Below are 16,990 nucleotides of genomic sequence, written 5' to 3' on the forward strand. Positions count from 1 at the left end.
CCCACACCCCCGGACCGGCGACACCCCCGCCCCGCCAGTAGCACGGCGGGAAGTAGCATCCGCACGCGGCGTGCCCACCCCGCCGCGCCCGCCGCACCCGGAGGTGACATCGGTGGACCAGCCGGTCCGGCTCGCCATAGACCTCGGCACCACCCACACCGTCGCCGTGGCCCGCCGCGACCACCACCAACCGGCCCGGGCCCTCATCTTCGACGGCACCCCGCTACTCGCCTCCGCCGGCCACCTCACCCCCGACGGCACCGTGCACACCGGACGCGACGCCGTCCGGCTCGGCGGCAGCGACCCACAACGCTACGAACCACACCCGAAACGCCGGATCGACGACGGCACCCTGCTGCTCGGCACCGACGAGGTACCCGTCGAACGACTCCTCACCGCCACCCTGCGCCGGGTCGCCGACGAAGCCCGTACCGCCGGAGTCGACCCCACCGGCGCCACCGTCCTCACCTGTCCCGCGGACTGGGGCCAACCCCGCCGCACCCTGCTGCGCGCCGCCGCCGCCGACGCCGGCCTCGGCGCCGTCCGACTCCTCGACGAACCCGTCGCCGCCGCCACCTACTGCGCCCAGATCCTGCACCAGCAGATCCCCGTCGGCGGCAGCATCGGCATCTTCGACTTCGGCGGCGGCACCCTCGACGTCGCCGTCGTCCGCCGCGACCCCACCGGCCTGCGCGTCCTCGCCACCGGCGGCCTCGACGACCTCGGCGGCCTCGACATCGACGACGCCCTCGTCGCCCACCTCGGCCAGCTCGTCGAACTCCGCGACCCCGAACAGTGGCGACGCCTACGTCACCCCGAAACCCCCGCCGAACGCCGCGACCGGCAGGCATTCTGGACCGAGGTCCGCGCCGCCAAGGAGATGCTCTCCCGCACCGCCAGCGCCCCCGTCCAGGTGCCCGGCCGCGACGACCCGCTGCACCTCACCCGCGACGAACTCGACCGGATCGCCGGACCACTCGTCGCCCGCGCCGTCGACGAGACCCGCCGCACCCTCGACCGGGCCGGCATCGAAGCCCGACACCTCAACAGCCTGCTGCTCGTCGGCGGATCCAGCCGGCTGCCCCTGGTCGCCAGTCGCCTGCACGCCCGGCTCGGCATCGCCCCCACCGTCCCCGAACAACCCGAACTCCCCGTCGCGTACGGGGCCGTCCACCACACCGGACCCGAACCACGACAGCCGGCCACCCCGCCCGCATACCCGACCAGCAGCCCGCCGGCCGGCGCCGCCGTCCCACCGCGACCCGTTCCGCCACCGCCACCCACGGCGCCACCCGTGCCGGCCTCGGAGCGACTCCGACAGCCACCCCGACCGGCCACCCCCCGGCCCGTACCCCCGGCCGACCCGCGCCGCCGACGGATCCGCCGCCTCCTGGTCACCACCACCGCGTTCCTCGCCGTCGCCGGCTGCGTCAGCACCGTCGTCGTCGGCGGCGAATGGCTGACCAACCAGATCACCGGCCTCGGCACCGGCTCCACACCCGCCGGAACCCTCGACCAGGTCAACGCATACACCGGCACCCGCCGGGGTGCCGCCGCCGTCACCGTACGCGGCACCGAGGTGATCTCCGCCGTCGCCGGCAACCGCAGCACCGAAGTCGTGGCCCTGACAGCCTCCGACGGCCCACCCCGGTGGACGACGACCCTGCCGATCGAACCCACCGATCTGCGACTCACCGCCGTCGAAGACCTGATCATCGTCGACGGCGAGGACTCCGTCACCAACGGCGGCGAGAACGTCCGCGCGGTACTCTCCGGCAAAGACGGCAAAGTGCTCTGGCAACGTGTCTGGCCCGACCGCGTCGACGTCGCCTACTACGGCACCGACGCCGTCGTCGAGACCCTCGGCGGCTCCGACGACGTCGCGATCAGCCGCATCAACCTGCGCACCGGCCGACAGGTGTGGAGCAAGGCCGGCGAACCCGACCTGCTCACCTCCGACGAACACCGGGCCGAACCGGTACGGCAGTGGACCACACCCGGCACACCCGCGCCCGGCGCCCTGCCCGCCGTCGCCGGCATCCTCAACGACGCACCCGGCGGCAGCACCACCATCGTCGAACTCGACTCCGCCAACGACCGCGGCTACGTACTCGACGCCAAGACCGGAAGAGTCCGGGGAAGCGGCAAACTACCACTCGAACCCGACCTCTGGACCGCCCACGACAACGCCGTGATCGGCAAGACCACCGGCGACGACCACGACCTCGCCGCCTACGCCGTACCCAATCTCAAGCTCAAATGGAAGGTGCCGCTCGCCGCCGGCGACCGCGTCGAACGGATCAAAGCCTGCGCGCCGAAGCTCGTCTGCGTCGCCATCACCAATGGCACCGACCACCGGGTCACCGCCCTCGACACCAGCGCCGGCGAACAGCGCTGGAGCGCCACCGTCGAGCACTCCGACCAGAACTGGTACGCCCACGGCGACATGCTGGTCATTGGACGCGACGCCTTCGACACGATCAGCGACCCCCGACTCGTCAACGGCACCAGCGGCGCCGCACAGAAACGAGAATTTCCCGAGTCCGCCAGCCTCGAGGCCACCGCCGACGGCCGACTGCTGCTCGGCACCGTCGGCGGCTCACCACCGCGCTGGCACCTGCAGGTCGAGGACACCACCGTCGGGCAGGGCACCAACCGGTTCGCCGTCGGCGACAAGAGACCCGAACGGGTGGCGATCGACGAGCACCTGGTCGGAGTCGTCACCGCCGACCGCCGGACCCTCGTCCTCAAGGTCTCCGGCCTGCCCACCGCCGCACCCCGCTAACCGGAACCGCCCACGCCCGACCACTGCGACAACAGCGTGCCCAGCGAACGGTTGGTCCGGTTCGCCCGCACCGCCGCCCGCTCCTGCTCGGCGGTCACCTCGATGTAACTCTGACTCGTCGCCAGGCTCGCGTGCCCCAGCAGCCGCATGATCTCCGGCGCGCTCGCCCCGTCCTCGGCCAACCGGGTCGCGAAGGTGTGCCGCAGCGCGTGCAGCCGCGCTCCCGGCGGCACCCGGTCGGTGATCCCCGCCCGCCGGTAACAGGACTCCACCAGATACTGCAGGCCACCCCGGCGCAGCGGCGCGCCCTGCCGGTCGACCAGCAGCGCCGAGTCCGGCCCGACCGTACGGGAGCCGAACCGGCGGCGTCGACTCTCCAGATAGTCCACGATCACCCGGTCGAGCTCCGGCTCCACCGGAATCAACCGGGACCGGCTGCCCTTGCCGGTCACCTCGACCCGACGCTCGCCGTCCCGGCCGACCAGCGAACCCGCCCGCAGCGCCAGCAACTCGGCCAGGCGCAGCCCCGCACAGAGCGCCAGGGCCAGCACCGCGAGGTCCCGCTCCGGCCACGGATCACGCTGCCGCTGGTCCGGCCGGACGACCCCGGCCAGCAACTGCTCCGGCGTACGCTCGCCGCGCAGCGGCTTCGGCGGGGCGGGGGGCACTCGGGGCTTGTCCACGGCGGGCATCGGATTGCCGGTCACCACCTGCTCGGCGACCAGGAAGTCGAAGAAGCCGTTCCAGGTGGACCAGGCCCGGTAGATCGAGGCGGCGGCCCGGGGAGCGGCGAACCGGGCGAAGGCCGCTCGCAGCGACCGCGCGGTCAGGGCACGGATCGGCAAGGCCGCCAGGGGGAGGGGAGTGGTGGGGTCGTCGGCGACCAACCGGGCGATTGCCAGCAGGTCCCGGCGGTACGCCGCCAGCGTGTGCGGGGAGGGCTTGCGGGTGGCGCGGGAGATCAGGAACTGCTCGACGAGGGGGAGTAGCAGAAAGTCCTCTTTGTCCTGCATAACGAATATTATGCATGATTTCCGACAATCCGGCCAGTTGGCGATCTTGGGAAGACGCGTCGTTCCCGAGCCGCTCGACTCGGCGCGCAGAGCTGGTCGGCGCGCAGAGCTGGGAGAGGAGGGGGACGAGGGGGCAGTGGGTCCTGCTGCGGTCTCCGCCCAGACGGCGCCGAGACGTGGCCGCGGCTCTCGCTGGCGACGGGAGTACGTCGGCACTCGCGCCAGCGCCCGACCAGCCGCAACCCGGTCAACCTCGGGGTCAGATCGAGCTCGGCTGGCCGGGTTCGTGATCGGGTCGCGTACCGGGATGACGAGTCGTCGCCGGGCGGCCTCGCGTGCCACCGATTTCCCGGCCCTGCCGCCCCCGTGGAGGGGTCCGGGAGATCGCTAGTTGACATAATGTACATTATCGACCTGACGCCGGGCCGGGAGAAGTGGCCCTGCGGATCGCGCGTCACGCGTCGACGGCCGGTGCGGGAGTCCTCCGGGCCGGCGTCGCCGTAGTCGTCGACGCCGGCCCCATTCCAGAGATTGCGCCGCTCGTGAGCGTGTCCCCGCTCCGCTCGCGGTGTCCGCAGAGGGCTCTCGGTCAGCGGCCGACGTAGGCCGCGAGGTGCTGGCCGGTGAGGGTGGAGCGAGCGGCGACGAGATCGGCGGGTGTGCCCTCGAAGACGATCCGGCCGCCGTCGTGGCCGGCTCCGGGACCGAGGTCGATGATCCAGTCGGCGTGTGCCATGACCGCCTGGTGGTGCTCGACGACGATGACCGACTTGCCGGCGTCGACGAGCCGGTCGAGCAGGCCGAGCAGTTGCTCGACGTCGGCGAGGTGGAGGCCGGCGGTCGGCTCGTCGAGGACGTAGACGCCGCCCTTGTCGGCCATGTGGGTGGCCAGCTTGAGCCGCTGCCGCTCCCCGCCGGAGAGCGTGGTGAGCGGCTGGCCGAGGCTGAGGTAGCCGAGCCCGACGTCGGCGAGCCGGTGCAGGATGGCGTGCGCGGCCGGGGTACGTGCCTCGCCGGTGCCGAAGAACTCCTCGGCCTCGGTCACCGACATCGCGAGTACCTCGCTGATGTCGCGGCCGCCGAGGTGGTATTCGAGTACCGATGCCTCGAACCGCTTTCCTTCGCACTCCTCGCAGGTGGTGGCGACGCCGGCCATCATGGCCAGGTCGGTGTAGATGACGCCGGCACCGTTGCAGTTGGGGCAGGCGCCTTCGGAGTTGGCGCTGAACAGCGCCGGCTTCACCCCGTTGGCCTTCGCGAACGCCTTGCGGATCGGGTCGAGCAGTCCGGTGTACGTCGCCGGGTTGCTCCGTCGCGAGCCGCGGATCGCGCCCTGGTCGATCGACACCACGCCCGCGCCGGCCGGGATCGACCCGTGTACGAGGGTGCTCTTGCCGGAGCCGGCGACGCCGGTGACGACGACCAGCACTCCGAGCGGGATGTCGACGTCGATGTCGCGCAGGTTGTTGGCGGTGGCGCCGCGGATCGGAAGCCGGCCGGTGGGCTTGCGCACCGTCTCCTTGGGGGCGGCGCGGTCGTCGAGATGGCGGCCGGTGATGGTGCCGCTGGCCCGTAGCCCCTCGACCGTGCCCTCGAAGCAGACGGTGCCGCCCGCCGTACCGGCGCCGGGGCCGAGATCGACGACGTGGTCGGCGATGGCGATGGTCTCCGGCTTGTGTTCCACCACGAGTACGGTGTTGCCCTTGTCGCGGAGCCGTAGCAGCAGGTTGTTCATCCGCTGGATGTCGTGCGGGTGCAGGCCGATGGTGGGCTCGTCGAAGACGTAGGTGACGTCGGTGAGCGAGGAGCCGAGGTGGCGGATCATCTTGGTGCGCTGCGCCTCGCCGCCGGACAGGGTGCCGGACGGGCGGTCGAGCGAGAGGTAGCCGAGCCCGATCTCCACGAACGAGTCGAGGGTCTGCCGTAGCGAGGCGAGCAGCGGCGCCACCGACGGTTCGTCGAGGTCGCGGACCCATTGGGCCAGGTCGCTGATCTGCATCGCGCACGCCTCGGCGATGTTGACCCCCTTGATCCGTGACGACCGGGCGGCCTCGCTGAGCCGGGTGCCGCTGCAATCGGGGCAGATGGTGAAGGTGACGGCGCGGTCCACGAACGCGCGGATGTGCGGCTGCATCCCCTCCCGGTCCTTGGAGAGGAACGACTTCTGGATTTTGGGGATCAGACCCTCGTAGGTGAGGTTGGCGCCTTCGACCTTCACCTTGGTCGGCTCCCGGTAGAGGAAGTCCTGCATTTCCCGCTTGGTGAACTCGCGGATTGGTTTGTGCGGGTCGAGGAAGCCCGACTCGGCGTAGGTGCGTACGGTCCACCAGCTGTCCGACTTCCAGCCGGGGATGGTGAAGGCGCCCTCGGCGATCGACTTGGAGTCGTCGTATAGCTGGGTGAGGTCGATGTCGGAGACCCTGCCCCGGCCTTCGCAGCGTGGACACATGCCGCCGGTGCGGGTGTAGGTCTGTTTCGTGGTCTTGCCGGCGACCGTGATCGCACCGCTCGCGCGGACCGAGGCGACGTTGAAGGAGAAGGCGCTGGGCGAGCCGATGTGCGGCTCCCCCAGCCGGCTGAAGAGGATCCGCAGCATGGCGTTGGCGTCGGTGGCGGTGCCGACGGTGGAGCGGGGGTCGCCGCCCATCCGCTCCTGGTCGACGATGATCGCGGTGGTCAGCCCGTCGAGTACGTCGACCTCGGGCCGGGCCAGTGTGGGCATGAAGCCCTGCACGAAGGCGCTGTACGTCTCGTTGATCATGCGCTGCGACTCTGCGGCGATCGTACTGAACACCAGTGAGCTCTTGCCGGAGCCGGAGACGCCGGTGAAGACCGTCAGCCGGCGCTTCGGGATCTCGACGCTGACGTCCTTGAGGTTGTTCTCCCGGGCACCGTGCACGCGGATCAGGTCGTGGCTGTCGGCGACGTGTGGCGCGGGCGGTGGGGTGTCCGTGCTGGTGGCCATGCTTCCGTTTCTTCCCTTCGTGGCGGGCCGCCGCACGGTCTCCGGCGGCGTCGCCTGACGCTTTCCGACCGGGTTGGAGTCGTTTGTCTGGTTTCTCTGCTCCGTGGTCGCGACAACGGTACGCGGGTCCGCCCCGGTCGGTGGCATCGCCGGGGTACCGGCCCGACCGACGCTGTCCGGGTCAGCGGAGTTGGTTGATCCGGATCAGGTTGCCGGCGGGGTCGCGGAAGGCGCAGTCGCGGATCCCGTACGGCTGCTCGGTCGGCTCCTGGACGACGTCGGCGCCGCTGGCCTGGAGCCGGTCGAAGACCCCGTCGAGGTCGTCGGTGGCGAGGGTGATGGCGGTGTAGGTGCCCTTGGCGATCATTTCGAGGACGGTGCGCCGCTCGTCGTCGGTGATGCCGGGGTCGGCGGCCGGCGGGTGCAGGACGATGGACGTCTCGGGCTGCCTGACGGGGCCGACCGTGATCCAGCGCATCCCCTGGTATCCGACGTCGTTGCGGACCTCGAAGCCGAGGGTGTCGCGGTAGAAGGCCAGCGCGGCGTCCGGGTCGGTGTGCGGGAGGAAGGCCGCGTGAATGCTGATGTCCATGGCCATCACGCTAGATGCGGCTGCCCGACCTGCGCTTCTCGATTCCTGATCGGTCTGGTCACCTGTTTCGCGATGCACGGTGGCATCTCCCCGGTCGCTTGAGCCGTCTGGGCCCGGTAGGTGCTCGGCGGTACACCGACCAGTTCGGTGAACCGGGTGCTGAAGGTGCCCAGCGACTGGCAGCCGACCGCGAAACAGACCTCGGTGACGGTGAGGTCGCCGCGCCGCAGCAGTGCCATGGCGCGCTCGATGCGCCGGGTCATCAGATAGGCGTACGGCGACTCGCCGTAGGCGAGCCGGAACTGGCGGCTGAGGTGCCCGGCGGACATGTTCACGCCGCGGGCGAGCGCCTCGACGTCCAGCGGCTGGGCGTGCTCCCGGTCGATCCGGTCCCGGACCCGACGCAGCCGTACGAGGTCGCGAAGGTGCTGTGCCTCGGCGGGTGTGCTGCTCACCTGCGAAATCGTGCCATAAGGTGCCGACATTGCCCAGCGCGGCTGGCGTCCCACCAGGACGTCTTGCCGATACGGCCGTTCCGGCGCCGCCTGGAGGAGTCGGGACGGGGCTACATGCCGCCGGCGACCCGGAGTACCGCGCCGGTGGTGTAGGAGGCGGCGTCGCCGAGCAGCCAGACGATCGCGGCGGCGACCTCGTCGGCTCGGCCGGCGCGGCCGAGCGGTACCCGGCCGGCGGCCCGGCGGGCCCGGTCGGGTACCCCGGAGATGGTGTGGATCTCGGTGTCGATGATGCCGGGTGAGACGGCGTTGACCCGGATGTCTCGGGGGGCGAGTTCCTTGGCCAGTCCGACGGTGAGGGTGTCGGTGGCGGCTTTGACGGCGGCGTAGTGCACGTATTCGCCGGGGCTGCCGAGGGTGGCCGCCGCCGAGGAGACGTTGACGATCGCCCCGCCGGAGCCGAACCGGCGGGCGGCCTGCTGGGCGCAGAGGACGTAGCCGATGAGGTTGACGTCGACGACGCGGCGCAGGTCGGTGACGGTCAGGTCCTGGAACGGGCCGATCGGGCTGGTCACTCCGGCGTTGTTGACCAGGCCGGTGGGTTCGCCGAGCTTCCCGGCCTCGTCGAAGAGTCGTAGCACCTGGTCGGGGTCGGTGGTGTCGGCGCGGACGGCCAGGCCCTGGCGTCCGGCGGTGGCGATGTCGCGGAGTACGGCGTCGGCGGCTTCGGTGTCGCGGCGGTAGCAGAAGACGACGTCGTGTCCGGCGGTGGCGAGGTGTCGTACGGTCGCGGCGCCGATTCCCCGGCTGCCGCCGGTCACCACCGTCAGCGGCGTCATGGGCCTCTCCCTCGGTTGTCGCCTCCCCCGGCTGCCGGGTCGGGGCCGGGGTGTGCCGGCGCGTGGCGGTGCGGTTGTCGCGGGTTGGCCGCGCGGGTCCGGTAGCTGGCGATCCTGCCAGGTGTGGGCGCGGCGGAGGTGGCGGGGACCGGGCGGCGGTTTTGTTGATCTCGGACCGGTGTGTCCGTCTCGACGTTGTCGGGCCGGCCTGGTAGTAAGTCATGAATCAAACAGGTGTACGGAAGAGGGATCCGATGGCTGCCGCGCGTACCGCCGAACAGGGCTTGTCCACCGAGGAGTTGCAGCAGATCAGGGACGCGTTGGCGGGTGGCCGCAAGCCGAAGGTGATGTTCACCGAGGCGGCGGGGCAGATCGCCGGTCAGCTCGGTCAGGTGGTGGAGTTGACCGATCCGGAGGTGTCCGAGGAGTGGGTGGTGGTCCGGTTCGGCCGGGACGAGTTGCCCTTCTCCCCCACCGATCTGGCTGTCGCGCCGAAGGGTGCGACCCGGCGGGCGGCGGTCAAGCCGGAGCCGGAGCCCGAGCCGGCCGCCGAACCAGAGTTCAAGATTGTCAGGGAGCCGGTTTCGGCTTCCCGCGAGGAGGCAGCAGTGACCGCAGTGGACACTCCCCCGGCCCGTCCGTCCGACGGCGACGGCGAGGCGAAGCCGGCCCGTCGGGCGACGAAGGCGGTGAAGCCGAAGGGGCCGGCGGGGTTGACGGTCACCCTGACGTACGCGGAGGGCGAGTGGACGCTGGCGGCGACGCAGGGCACGAAGTCGCTGGCGAAGCCGTACGTGATCAAGCCGGCCGAGGCGTTGAAGATGGTGGCGCTGATCGATGTCCCCGGGGTGCACGAGGCGGTGGAGCAGATCATGGCGGTGGAGCGGCGGGAGGCCGAGCAGCAGGCGGAGAAGTTGCGGGCCGAGCTGGCGGAGATCGAGGCGCGGTTGGCGGAGCTGCGCGACGCGGGCTGAGCCGTCGGCGTGGAGCCTCGGCTGGCCGTGCTCGCGGCGCCGGCCGGGGCTGGCGGTCGGATCGGGGCGGCGGGTTGGCGTGGTTGGTCGCTGCGGGCCGGGCGGGTTGGTACGCTCGGCCCGGACCGTGACTGGCGTGCTGGGATGGGGTCAACCATCGGGAAGCGGTCCCGTCGAGTGACGTGTGCCGTGCGCCTGGGCCAATTTTTCCTGCCCAGGAGGTTTCCATGGCCAATCAGGTGTCCCCACTCGGCACGAGGTCCACGGAGTCGGTCGCGTTCGGTGCGGCGTTGGACGTGGTGCGTGCGGTCGAGCCCCGGATCGCCGACGCGATCGGGGCGGAGCTGGCCGACCAGCGCGAGTCGTTGAAGTTGATCGCCTCGGAGAACTACGCGTCCCCGGCGGTGCTGCTGGCGATGGGTAACTGGCTCAGCGACAAGTACGCGGAGGGCACGATCGGCCGCCGGTTCTACGCCGGCTGCCGCAACGTCGACACCGTGGAGTCGGTCGCGGCGGAGCATGCCCGGGAGTTGTTCGGAGCGGCGCACGCGTACGTGCAGCCGCATTCGGGGATCGACGCGAACCTGGTGGCGTTCTGGGCGGTGCTGGCCGACCGGGTGGAGTCACCGGCGTTGCGGCGGGCCGGGGTCCGGCACGTGAACGAGTTGACCGACCAGGACTGGGCGGTGTTGCGGCGGGAGCTGGGTGACCAGCGGATGTTGGGCATGTCGTTGGATGCGGGCGGGCATCTGACGCACGGTTTCCGGCCGAACATCTCCGGCAAGATGTTCGACCAGCGTAGTTACGGCACCGATCCGGAGACCGGACTGCTGGACTACGACGAGCTGCGCCGGGTCGCCCGGGAGTTCCGGCCGTTGATCCTGATGGCCGGCTATTCGGCGTACCCGCGGCGGGTGAACTTCCGGCTGATGCGGGAGATCGCCGACGAGGTCGGTGCGACGCTGCTGGTCGACATGGCGCACTTCGCCGGGCTGGTGGCCGGGAAGGTGTTCACCGGTGACTTCGATCCGGTCCCGTACGCGCATCTGGTGACCACGACGACGCACAAGTCGTTGCGGGGGCCGCGCGGCGGCATGGTGCTGTGCGGGCCGGAGCTGGCCGACCAGGTGGACCGGGGCTGCCCGATGGTGCTCGGCGGCCCGCTGCCGCATGTGATGGCCGGGAAGGCGGTCGCGTTGGCGGAGGCGCGGCGGCCGGAGTTCGCGGCCTACGCGGGCCGGGTGGTGGAGAACGCGGTGGCGCTGGCGGAGGGGTTGTTGCGGCGGGGAGCCGAGCTGGTGACCGGTGGTACGGACAATCATCTGCTGCTGGTGGACGTGTCGGGGTACGGGTTGACGGGGCGGCAGGCGGAGGCGGCGCTGTTGGATGCCGGCATCGTGACGAACCGGAACTCGGTGCCCCGGGACCCGAACGGCGCCTGGTACACCTCCGGGATCCGGGTCGGTACGCCGGCGTTGACGACCCGGGGGCTCGGGGTGGCCGAGATGGACGAGGTCGCCGGGTTGCTGCACACGGTGCTGTCGCAGACCCGGCCGGGGGTCGGGCCGGACGGCGCGCCGTCGAAGGCCCGGTACGTGTTGGATCGGGCGGTTGCCGAGCGGGTGGCGGGGCAGGCCGCGGATCTGCTGGCAGGTTATCCGCTGTATCCGGTGGTCGATCTCGGCTGACGTGGTCGATCTCGGCTGATGGTGGTTGGTCCGGGCTGAGGGTGGTGGTGGCGGGGTCGGGTCGAGTTCGGTGGTGGTGGCGGTAACCCTCGCGGCTTCCCGCGGCGTCTGTGGAGGCGACGAGACCGGGAGGGTGGATGCGAGAGTCGCGTGGTGCGGAGTTCGACGACTTCGTCCGGACGCGGTCGGTGGCGCTGTTACGGGTCGCCTACCTGCTGACGGGTGATCGGCATGAGGCGGAGGACCTGCTCCAGGAGGTGTTGGAGCAGGTCTATCTGCGTTGGCGGCGGGTGCGGACGGTGCCGGAGGCGTACGCGCGGCGGGCGTTGGTGAACCGGGCGGCGAGCCGGTGGCGGCGGCGGGCCCGGCGGCCGGAGCGGGCGCTGGGTGATTTCGACCCGTCGACGCCGGACCGTACCGAGGATGTGCTGGTCCGGGAGTCGGTGGTCGCGGCGTTGCGGGCGTTGCCGCACCGGCAGCGGGCCGCGGTGGTGCTCCGTTTTCTGGAGGATCTGTCGGTCGCCGACGTCGCCGCCGCGCTGGACTGTTCCGAGGGTGCGGTGAAGAGCCACACCGCGCGGGGGTTGGCGCGGCTGCGGGCGGCGCTGGCCGGGACCGGTCTCGTCCTGTCTGTTTCCAACGGTTCCGGAGGTTCGTGATGACGATCGACGACGTGGATGTGCCGGGGGTCCTGCACCGGGCGACGGCGCACCTGAGCGAGCCGCCCGGCCTGCTCGACGACGTGCGCCGGGGTGGGCGGCGGCGGCTGGTGCGCAGGCGGGGGGTGCTGGCGGCCGGTCTGCTGGTGGTCGGGGCGGCGTCGACCGGCGGGGTGCTCCAATGGGGCGGTGGTGGCCGGGTCGAGGTCGCGGCGCCGCTGTTCGACCGGCCGTCCCGGGGTGATCTGGCGGGCAACGAGGTGTTCGTGCGGCGGCTGCTGGCGGTGTGGCGGCGCGCGATGGCGGATACCGAGACCGGGGTACGGGGTGCGCCGCACGTGGTGTGGGCGGGTAGCACTCCGGCGGGGCCGGCCGCGTTCGTGATGCAGCGCACCGCCGAGCATCCGGTGGTGTCGGAGCCGGGTGGGGCACGGCTGGCGGCGGTGGCCGCGTTTGTGGAGTCGGTCGGGGACCGGTTGCGGGTGATGACGGTGGAGCAGGTCGACGAGGACGGTATGGACGGCAACTCGCAGGCGGCGTTGCTCGGGGAGAACCGGGACGTGCTGGTGGTGCTGGATGTGGGGCGGCCGGTGGAGTTCTCCCGGGATCTGCGGTTCGCCGCCGATGGGAGGGTGTTGCGGACGTTCGTGCCGGTGCCGTTCCGGGACGGGGCGGCGGTGCTGGAGGTGCCGGCGCAGCGGGCGAAGATCACTCTTGCGTTCCGCCGGCTGGGTGGGCTGAGGGACCAGGTGTACCTCAGCAACGCCTCGGAGATCCTTTTTCCCGGGGGGCGGGACCGGCCTGCTCCCCCGGTGCGCGATCACGTGTTGCCGGGTGCGGAGAGGGTGTGGGGCAAGCCGTCGGAGTTGGTGCAGCGGTACGTCAACGAGCCGGACTCGCTCGCCGACTACTACGACCGGTGGGGCATGCACACCAGTGACGGCTCTCCGCTGCTGACGGTGTACGGGGTCACTCCGGACGGCCGGCTGTTGATGGTGACGACGGTGCAGTACGACGACTATCCGTCTCGGGTGGTCGCGCTGCTGGGGCCGGTCGCTGGGCCGTTGCGGCCGGTGACGAGCGCGGTGGCGGACTGGTCGGCGAGGTTGCCGGTGCGGCTGCGGTTGCCGGACGGGCAGGGCACGGTGGTGGCCGCCGAGGGGGCGGCGTTCGGTTACCGGGTCGACGGCGACGGTGGCTGGCGGGATGCGGGCCGGGACGCGGCTCTGCTGCCGGCGGCTGCGGTGGAGTTGCGGGTGACGCCGTCGAGCGGGTCGGCGCAGACGGTTCCGCTGCGTTGACGGTCCGCCGGTCCGGGTGCCGATCCCACCGGCACCCGGACCGGCGGGGTTCATCCGGTCCGGGTGCCGGTGGTGGTGGTTTCGGCGTCGGCGAGGCGTTCGCGTGCCTCGGCGAGGTCCTCGTCGGTCGGGTCGTCGTCCTGGGTCAGGTTCCGTCGCCAGTAGCCGGTGAAGTCGATCGACTGTTTCGGCAGGCCCCGGTCGTCGACGAGGTGTCGCCGCAGCGCGCGTACGGTGCCGGCCTCGCCGGCCAGCCAGGCGAAGACGGAGCCGGCCGGGAAGGTCGCGGCGCGTACGGCGTCGAGCAGCCGGCTGCCGTGTGCGGCCGGCGGGTCGCCGCGGTGCAGCCAGTGCAGGGTGAGGTCGGCCGGGGTGTCGAGGTGCTGCTCCTCGGCCGGGTCGGGGATCTCGACGAAGGCGTGCGCGCGGGTGCCGGCGGGGAGCGCCTCGACGATGGTGCCGATCGCCGGCAGCGCCGACTCGTCGCCGGCGAGCAGCATCCAGTCGGTGCCACCGATCGGGACGGGGCGGGCGAAGACCGCGGACGGGCCGAACATGCCGAGGGTGTCGCCGGGGGTGGCGGATTCGGCCCATCGGGTGGCGGGGCCGGCGTGCTCGTGCAGGACGAAGTCGATGTCGATCAGGTTGCCGTGCGGGTGGTGTGCCCGGATGGTGTAGCTGCGGGTCCAGGGGCGGGCGGGTTCGGGGATGTCGGCGAATCCGGCGTACCAGCGCCAGAGGTCGGGGTCGGGTTCGGGCAGCCGGGGGCGGCGCTGCCCGGGTCTGGGGAAGTAGAGCTTCACCTGTTGGTCGGGTCCGTCGAGGTGGAGGTCGGCGAGGTCGTCGCCGGTGAAGGTGATCCGGGCCATCCGCGGCGTGATCCGGGCGACGTCGGCGACCCGGATGAACCGGATCGGGAGTTGTCCCATCGGGGTGCCTTTCGACGGTTACGAGTAGTCGGTGCCCTGACTGAGCCTTTCGCTTCAATTATTTCATTGAAGTCCTTGTAGAGACTTCGAGTGAACGGGTGCGGGCAGTGCCGGTGGTGGGCGCGGAAAAGTCTCAACTCGCGGGTTGCGTCGCGGCGGGTGGGTCACCGGGGGATGTTGGCGACCCCGATCCGCTTGCGGAACACCCAGTAGGTCCAGCCCTGGTAGGCGAGGACGACGGGGGCGAAGAAGGCGGCCACCCAGGTCATCACCTTCAGGGTGTAGGCGCTGGAGGCGGCATTGTCGATGGTGAGGGTGCCGGCCGGGTCGGCGGTGGACGGCAGCACGGTCGGGAACAGCGCGGCGAACAGGGCGGCGACGGTCAGCCCGATCGCGGCGGCGGTGCCGACGAAGGCCCAGCCCTCCCGGCGTACCCGGGTGGCGGCCAGCGCCCCGACCAGGGCGAGCGCGGCGGCCACGGCGAGCCCGACGGCGGCCGGGGTCTGCCGGATGGTCAGGCCGACGGCCAGGAACGCGGCCGTGACCAGGGCGGTGGCCGTGGCCGCCCGGGCGGCGAGCCGGCCGGCCCGGACCCGGATCTCACCGGTGGTCTTGAGCGCGAGGAAGACGGCGCCGTGCGTGACGAACAGCGCCGTCGTGGTCACCCCGCCGAGCAGCGCGTACGGGTTGAGCAGGTCGAGCAGTCCGCCGGTGTAGTCGTGCCGCGCGTCCAGTGGTACGCCGCGCAGCAGGTTGCCGAGGACGACCCCCCACAGCGCGGCGGGGATCAGCGAGCCGAGGAAGATGGCGAGGTCCCAGCGGGCCTTCCAGGCTGCCTCCGGGCGCTTGTGCCGGTACTCGAAGGCGACGCCTCGGAAGATCAGGGCGAGCAGCACGAGCAGCAGTGGCAGGTAGAAGCCGGAGAAGAGGCTGGCGTACCAGCCGGGGAAGGCGGCGAAGAGGCCACCGGCGGCGGTGATCAGCCAGACCTCGTTGCCGTCCCAGACCGGCCCGATGGTGTTGATCAGCACCCGGCGTTCCCGGTCGTCGCGGCCGAGCACGGGCAGCAGGATGCCGACGCCGAAGTCGAAGCCCTCCAGGATGAAGTAGCCGGTGAAGAGCACGGCGATGAGCAGGAACCAGAAGGTGGGCAGGTCCATCGTGGACTCCGGTCGGGTCGGTCGTGGGCGGGCTGCGGGTGCGGCGGGCGGGCGCCGGGTCGGTGGGGTCAGTAGGCGAAGGCGAGGGGGCGGTTCTCGTCGTCGGTGTCGGGTTCGGGTGCGGCGGGGGGTGCGGTGTCCGGCAGGCCGGCGCGGGCGTACCGGATCAGCAGCCGGACCTCGACGACGGCGAGGGTGGCGTAGACCAGGGTGAAGGCGGTGAACGAGGTGAGGACCTCGGCCAGCGAGACGCTGCGGGAGACGCCGTCGCGGGTGAGCATCTCGCCGAAGACGACCCATGGCTGCCGGCCCATCTCGGTGAAGATCCAGCCGAAGCAGTTCGCGGCGAGCGGCAGGACCGGCATGACCAGGCCGGCCCGGACCAGCCAGCGGGAGTTCGGGGTACGGCCGCGGCGCTGCGCCCAGAGCACCCACGCGGCGATCGCGGCGGCGGCCAACCCGAAGCCGATCATGAATCGGAAGCTCCAGTAGGTGACCGGGATGACCGGGGTGTAGCTGCCGGGGCCGTACTGGGCGACGTACTGGGCCTGGAGGTCGTTGATTCCCCGGACCTGCCCGTTCGGGTCGCCGGTGCCGAGCACGGAGAGCAGGTACGGGATCTTGATGGCGAAGAGTTCCCGGCTGCCGTCCAGGCTGCCGACGGTGAGTACCGAGAACGAGGCGGGCTGCTCGGTGGTGTAGAGCGCCTCGGCGGCGGCCATCTTCATCGGCTGCACCTGCGTCATGATCTTGCCTTGCAGGTCGCCGGTGATCACGACGGCGACCGCGGCGGCGAGGGTGACCCAGGCGCCGAACCGGGCGGCGAACCGGAACGCTGCCCGGTCCTCCCCCACCGCCGGGCTCTGCCGCTCGGCGGCCTGCTTGCCGGCCTTGCCGGTCGGGCGGCGCAGGTGCCAGAGGGCGATCGAGACCATCAGCGCCCCGGCGACCAGGAAGCAGCCGGCGAGGGTGTGCGGGAAGGTGACCAGGGTGACCTTGTTGGTGAGTACGGCGACGATGTCGGTGAGTTCGGCCCGGCCGGTGTCGGGGTTGATCCGGTAGCCGACCGGGTTCTGCATCCAGGAGTTCGCGGCCAGGATGAAGTACGCGCTCAGCGTCGAGCCGAGCGCGGCGGCCCAGATGGTGGCCAGGTGGATCCGGCGGGGCAGCCGGTCCCAGCCGAAGATCCACAGGCCGAGGAAGGTGGATTCGAGGAAGAACGCGAGCAGCGCCTCGATCGCCAGCGGGGCACCGAAGACGTCGCCGACGAAGCGGGAGTAGTCGCTCCAGTTCATCCCGAACTGGAACTCCTGCACGATGCCGGTGACCACACCCATGGCAAAGTTGATCAGGAAGAGCTTGCCGTAGAACTTGGTCAACCGCAGGTAGCGCAGCTCCCCGGTGCGGTGCCAGCGGGTCTGCAGGATCGCCACCAGCACCGACAGCCCGATGGTCAGCGGTACGAAGAGGAAGTGGTAGACGGTGGTGACACCGAACTGCCACCGGGCGACGTCGAGCGCGTCCACGGCAAACCCCCAGGTATGTACTACCGGACGTAGTAAATACTACCTGTCGTCGTAGACGGTGCCGCTGGGAGGTCGATCACGTCTGCCGGTCACCGTCGCGGTCC

Annotated in this window: 13 protein-coding genes and 1 riboswitch; of the genes, 5 read left to right on the forward strand and 8 right to left on the reverse strand. The window is 71.3% G+C overall.

All coding sequences use genetic code 11. The features are described from left to right. Positions 1 to 112: 112 nt before the first annotated feature. Entirely contained in the window at positions 113 to 2,785 is a 2,673-nt protein-coding gene (locus ACSMXO_RS21220) for an Hsp70 family protein (protein WP_455419073.1), read from the forward strand. Here ACSMXO_RS21220 and ACSMXO_RS21225 read toward each other — a convergent pair. The 5 genes from ACSMXO_RS21225 to ACSMXO_RS21245 form a co-directional block, all read right to left on the reverse strand. Then, a complete protein-coding gene (locus tag ACSMXO_RS21225; protein WP_346260691.1) occupies positions 2,782 to 3,798 on the reverse strand; it encodes a tyrosine-type recombinase/integrase in 1,017 nt (338 codons plus the stop codon). The genes ACSMXO_RS21220 and ACSMXO_RS21225 overlap by 4 nt on opposite strands. 589 nt (positions 3,799 to 4,387) lie before the next feature. Then, positions 4,388 to 6,763, reverse strand: a complete 2,376-nt coding sequence (locus ACSMXO_RS21230; RefSeq protein WP_455419074.1) for an ATP-binding cassette domain-containing protein — start codon at positions 6,761 to 6,763, stop codon at positions 4,388 to 4,390. Between the two features lie 181 nt (positions 6,764 to 6,944). Beyond that, a complete protein-coding gene (locus ACSMXO_RS21235) occupies positions 6,945 to 7,355 on the reverse strand; it encodes a VOC family protein (RefSeq protein ID WP_346260693.1) in 411 nt (136 codons plus the stop codon). 5 nt (positions 7,356 to 7,360) lie between these two features. Next, the gene (locus ACSMXO_RS21240; protein ID WP_455419075.1) at positions 7,361 to 7,810 is read right to left on the reverse strand and encodes a helix-turn-helix transcriptional regulator; all 450 of its coding nucleotides are present in this window, start codon (positions 7,808 to 7,810) and stop codon (positions 7,361 to 7,363) included. Positions 7,811 to 7,920: 110 nt separating this feature from the next. Then, the gene (locus tag ACSMXO_RS21245) at positions 7,921 to 8,649 is read right to left on the reverse strand and encodes an SDR family oxidoreductase (RefSeq protein WP_455419076.1); all 729 of its coding nucleotides are present in this window, start codon (positions 8,647 to 8,649) and stop codon (positions 7,921 to 7,923) included. 254 nt (positions 8,650 to 8,903) lie between these two features. Here ACSMXO_RS21245 and ACSMXO_RS21250 point away from each other — a divergent pair, with 254 nt between their 5' ends. The 4 genes from ACSMXO_RS21250 to ACSMXO_RS21265 all read left to right on the forward strand — a co-directional run bounded on the left by ACSMXO_RS21250 (position 8,904) and on the right by ACSMXO_RS21265 (position 13,271). Then, positions 8,904 to 9,623, forward strand: coding sequence for a hypothetical protein (locus ACSMXO_RS21250; RefSeq protein WP_455419077.1), 720 nt, complete (start codon positions 8,904 to 8,906; stop codon positions 9,621 to 9,623). Positions 9,624 to 9,740: 117 nt separating this feature from the next. Further along, positions 9,741 to 9,831: riboswitch (ZMP/ZTP riboswitch) on the forward strand. Between the two features lie 19 nt (positions 9,832 to 9,850). Next, positions 9,851 to 11,311 carry a glycine hydroxymethyltransferase gene (locus tag ACSMXO_RS21255; RefSeq protein ID WP_346260697.1) on the forward strand — a complete coding sequence of 487 codons (1,461 nt, stop codon included), beginning with the start codon at positions 9,851 to 9,853 and terminating at the stop codon, positions 11,309 to 11,311. Between the two features lie 137 nt (positions 11,312 to 11,448). Beyond that, a complete protein-coding gene (locus ACSMXO_RS21260) occupies positions 11,449 to 11,970 on the forward strand; it encodes a SigE family RNA polymerase sigma factor (RefSeq protein WP_346260698.1) in 522 nt (173 codons plus the stop codon). Next, entirely contained in the window at positions 11,970 to 13,271 is a 1,302-nt protein-coding gene (locus tag ACSMXO_RS21265; protein ID WP_455419078.1) for a hypothetical protein, read from the forward strand. Before ACSMXO_RS21260 ends, ACSMXO_RS21265 begins: the two co-directional genes overlap by 1 nt. 50 nt (positions 13,272 to 13,321) lie before the next feature. On the opposite strand, the gene ACSMXO_RS21270 is transcribed toward ACSMXO_RS21265, so the two are convergent. The 3 genes from ACSMXO_RS21270 to ACSMXO_RS21280 form a co-directional block, all read right to left on the reverse strand. After that, complete coding sequence (locus ACSMXO_RS21270; RefSeq protein WP_455419079.1) at positions 13,322 to 14,200, reverse strand: siderophore-interacting protein; 879 nt, start codon at positions 14,198 to 14,200, stop codon at positions 13,322 to 13,324. Positions 14,201 to 14,364: 164 nt separating this feature from the next. Next, the gene (gene cydB, locus ACSMXO_RS21275; protein WP_346260701.1) at positions 14,365 to 15,360 is read right to left on the reverse strand and encodes a cytochrome d ubiquinol oxidase subunit II; all 996 of its coding nucleotides are present in this window, start codon (positions 15,358 to 15,360) and stop codon (positions 14,365 to 14,367) included. 68 nt (positions 15,361 to 15,428) lie between these two features. After that, positions 15,429 to 16,886: a cytochrome ubiquinol oxidase subunit I gene (locus ACSMXO_RS21280; RefSeq protein WP_455419080.1), complete on the reverse strand. Its 1,458-nt coding sequence runs from the start codon at positions 16,884 to 16,886 to the stop codon at positions 15,429 to 15,431. Positions 16,887 to 16,990: the final 104 nt, after the last annotated feature.

The sequence above is a fragment of the Plantactinospora sp. DSM 117369 genome (assembly GCF_053764795.1).

Coding starts and splice junctions, on each gene's coding strand:
- ACSMXO_RS21250 (WP_455419077.1), top strand. CDS start 8,904: ATGGCTGCCGCGCGTACCGCCGAACAGGGCTTGTCCACCGAGGAGTTG.
- ACSMXO_RS21230 (WP_455419074.1), bottom strand. CDS start 6,763: ATGGCCACCAGCACGGACACCCCACCGCCCGCGCCACACGTCGCCGAC.
- ACSMXO_RS21235 (WP_346260693.1), bottom strand. CDS start 7,355: ATGGACATCAGCATTCACGCGGCCTTCCTCCCGCACACCGACCCGGAC.
- ACSMXO_RS21225 (WP_346260691.1), bottom strand. CDS start 3,798: ATGCAGGACAAAGAGGACTTTCTGCTACTCCCCCTCGTCGAGCAGTTC.
- ACSMXO_RS21245 (WP_455419076.1), bottom strand. CDS start 8,649: ATGACGCCGCTGACGGTGGTGACCGGCGGCAGCCGGGGAATCGGCGCC.
- ACSMXO_RS21260 (WP_346260698.1), top strand. CDS start 11,449: ATGCGAGAGTCGCGTGGTGCGGAGTTCGACGACTTCGTCCGGACGCGG.
- ACSMXO_RS21265 (WP_455419078.1), top strand. CDS start 11,970: ATGACGATCGACGACGTGGATGTGCCGGGGGTCCTGCACCGGGCGACG.
- ACSMXO_RS21255 (WP_346260697.1), top strand. CDS start 9,851: ATGGCCAATCAGGTGTCCCCACTCGGCACGAGGTCCACGGAGTCGGTC.
- ACSMXO_RS21270 (WP_455419079.1), bottom strand. CDS start 14,200: ATGGGACAACTCCCGATCCGGTTCATCCGGGTCGCCGACGTCGCCCGG.
- cydB (WP_346260701.1), bottom strand. CDS start 15,360: ATGGACCTGCCCACCTTCTGGTTCCTGCTCATCGCCGTGCTCTTCACC.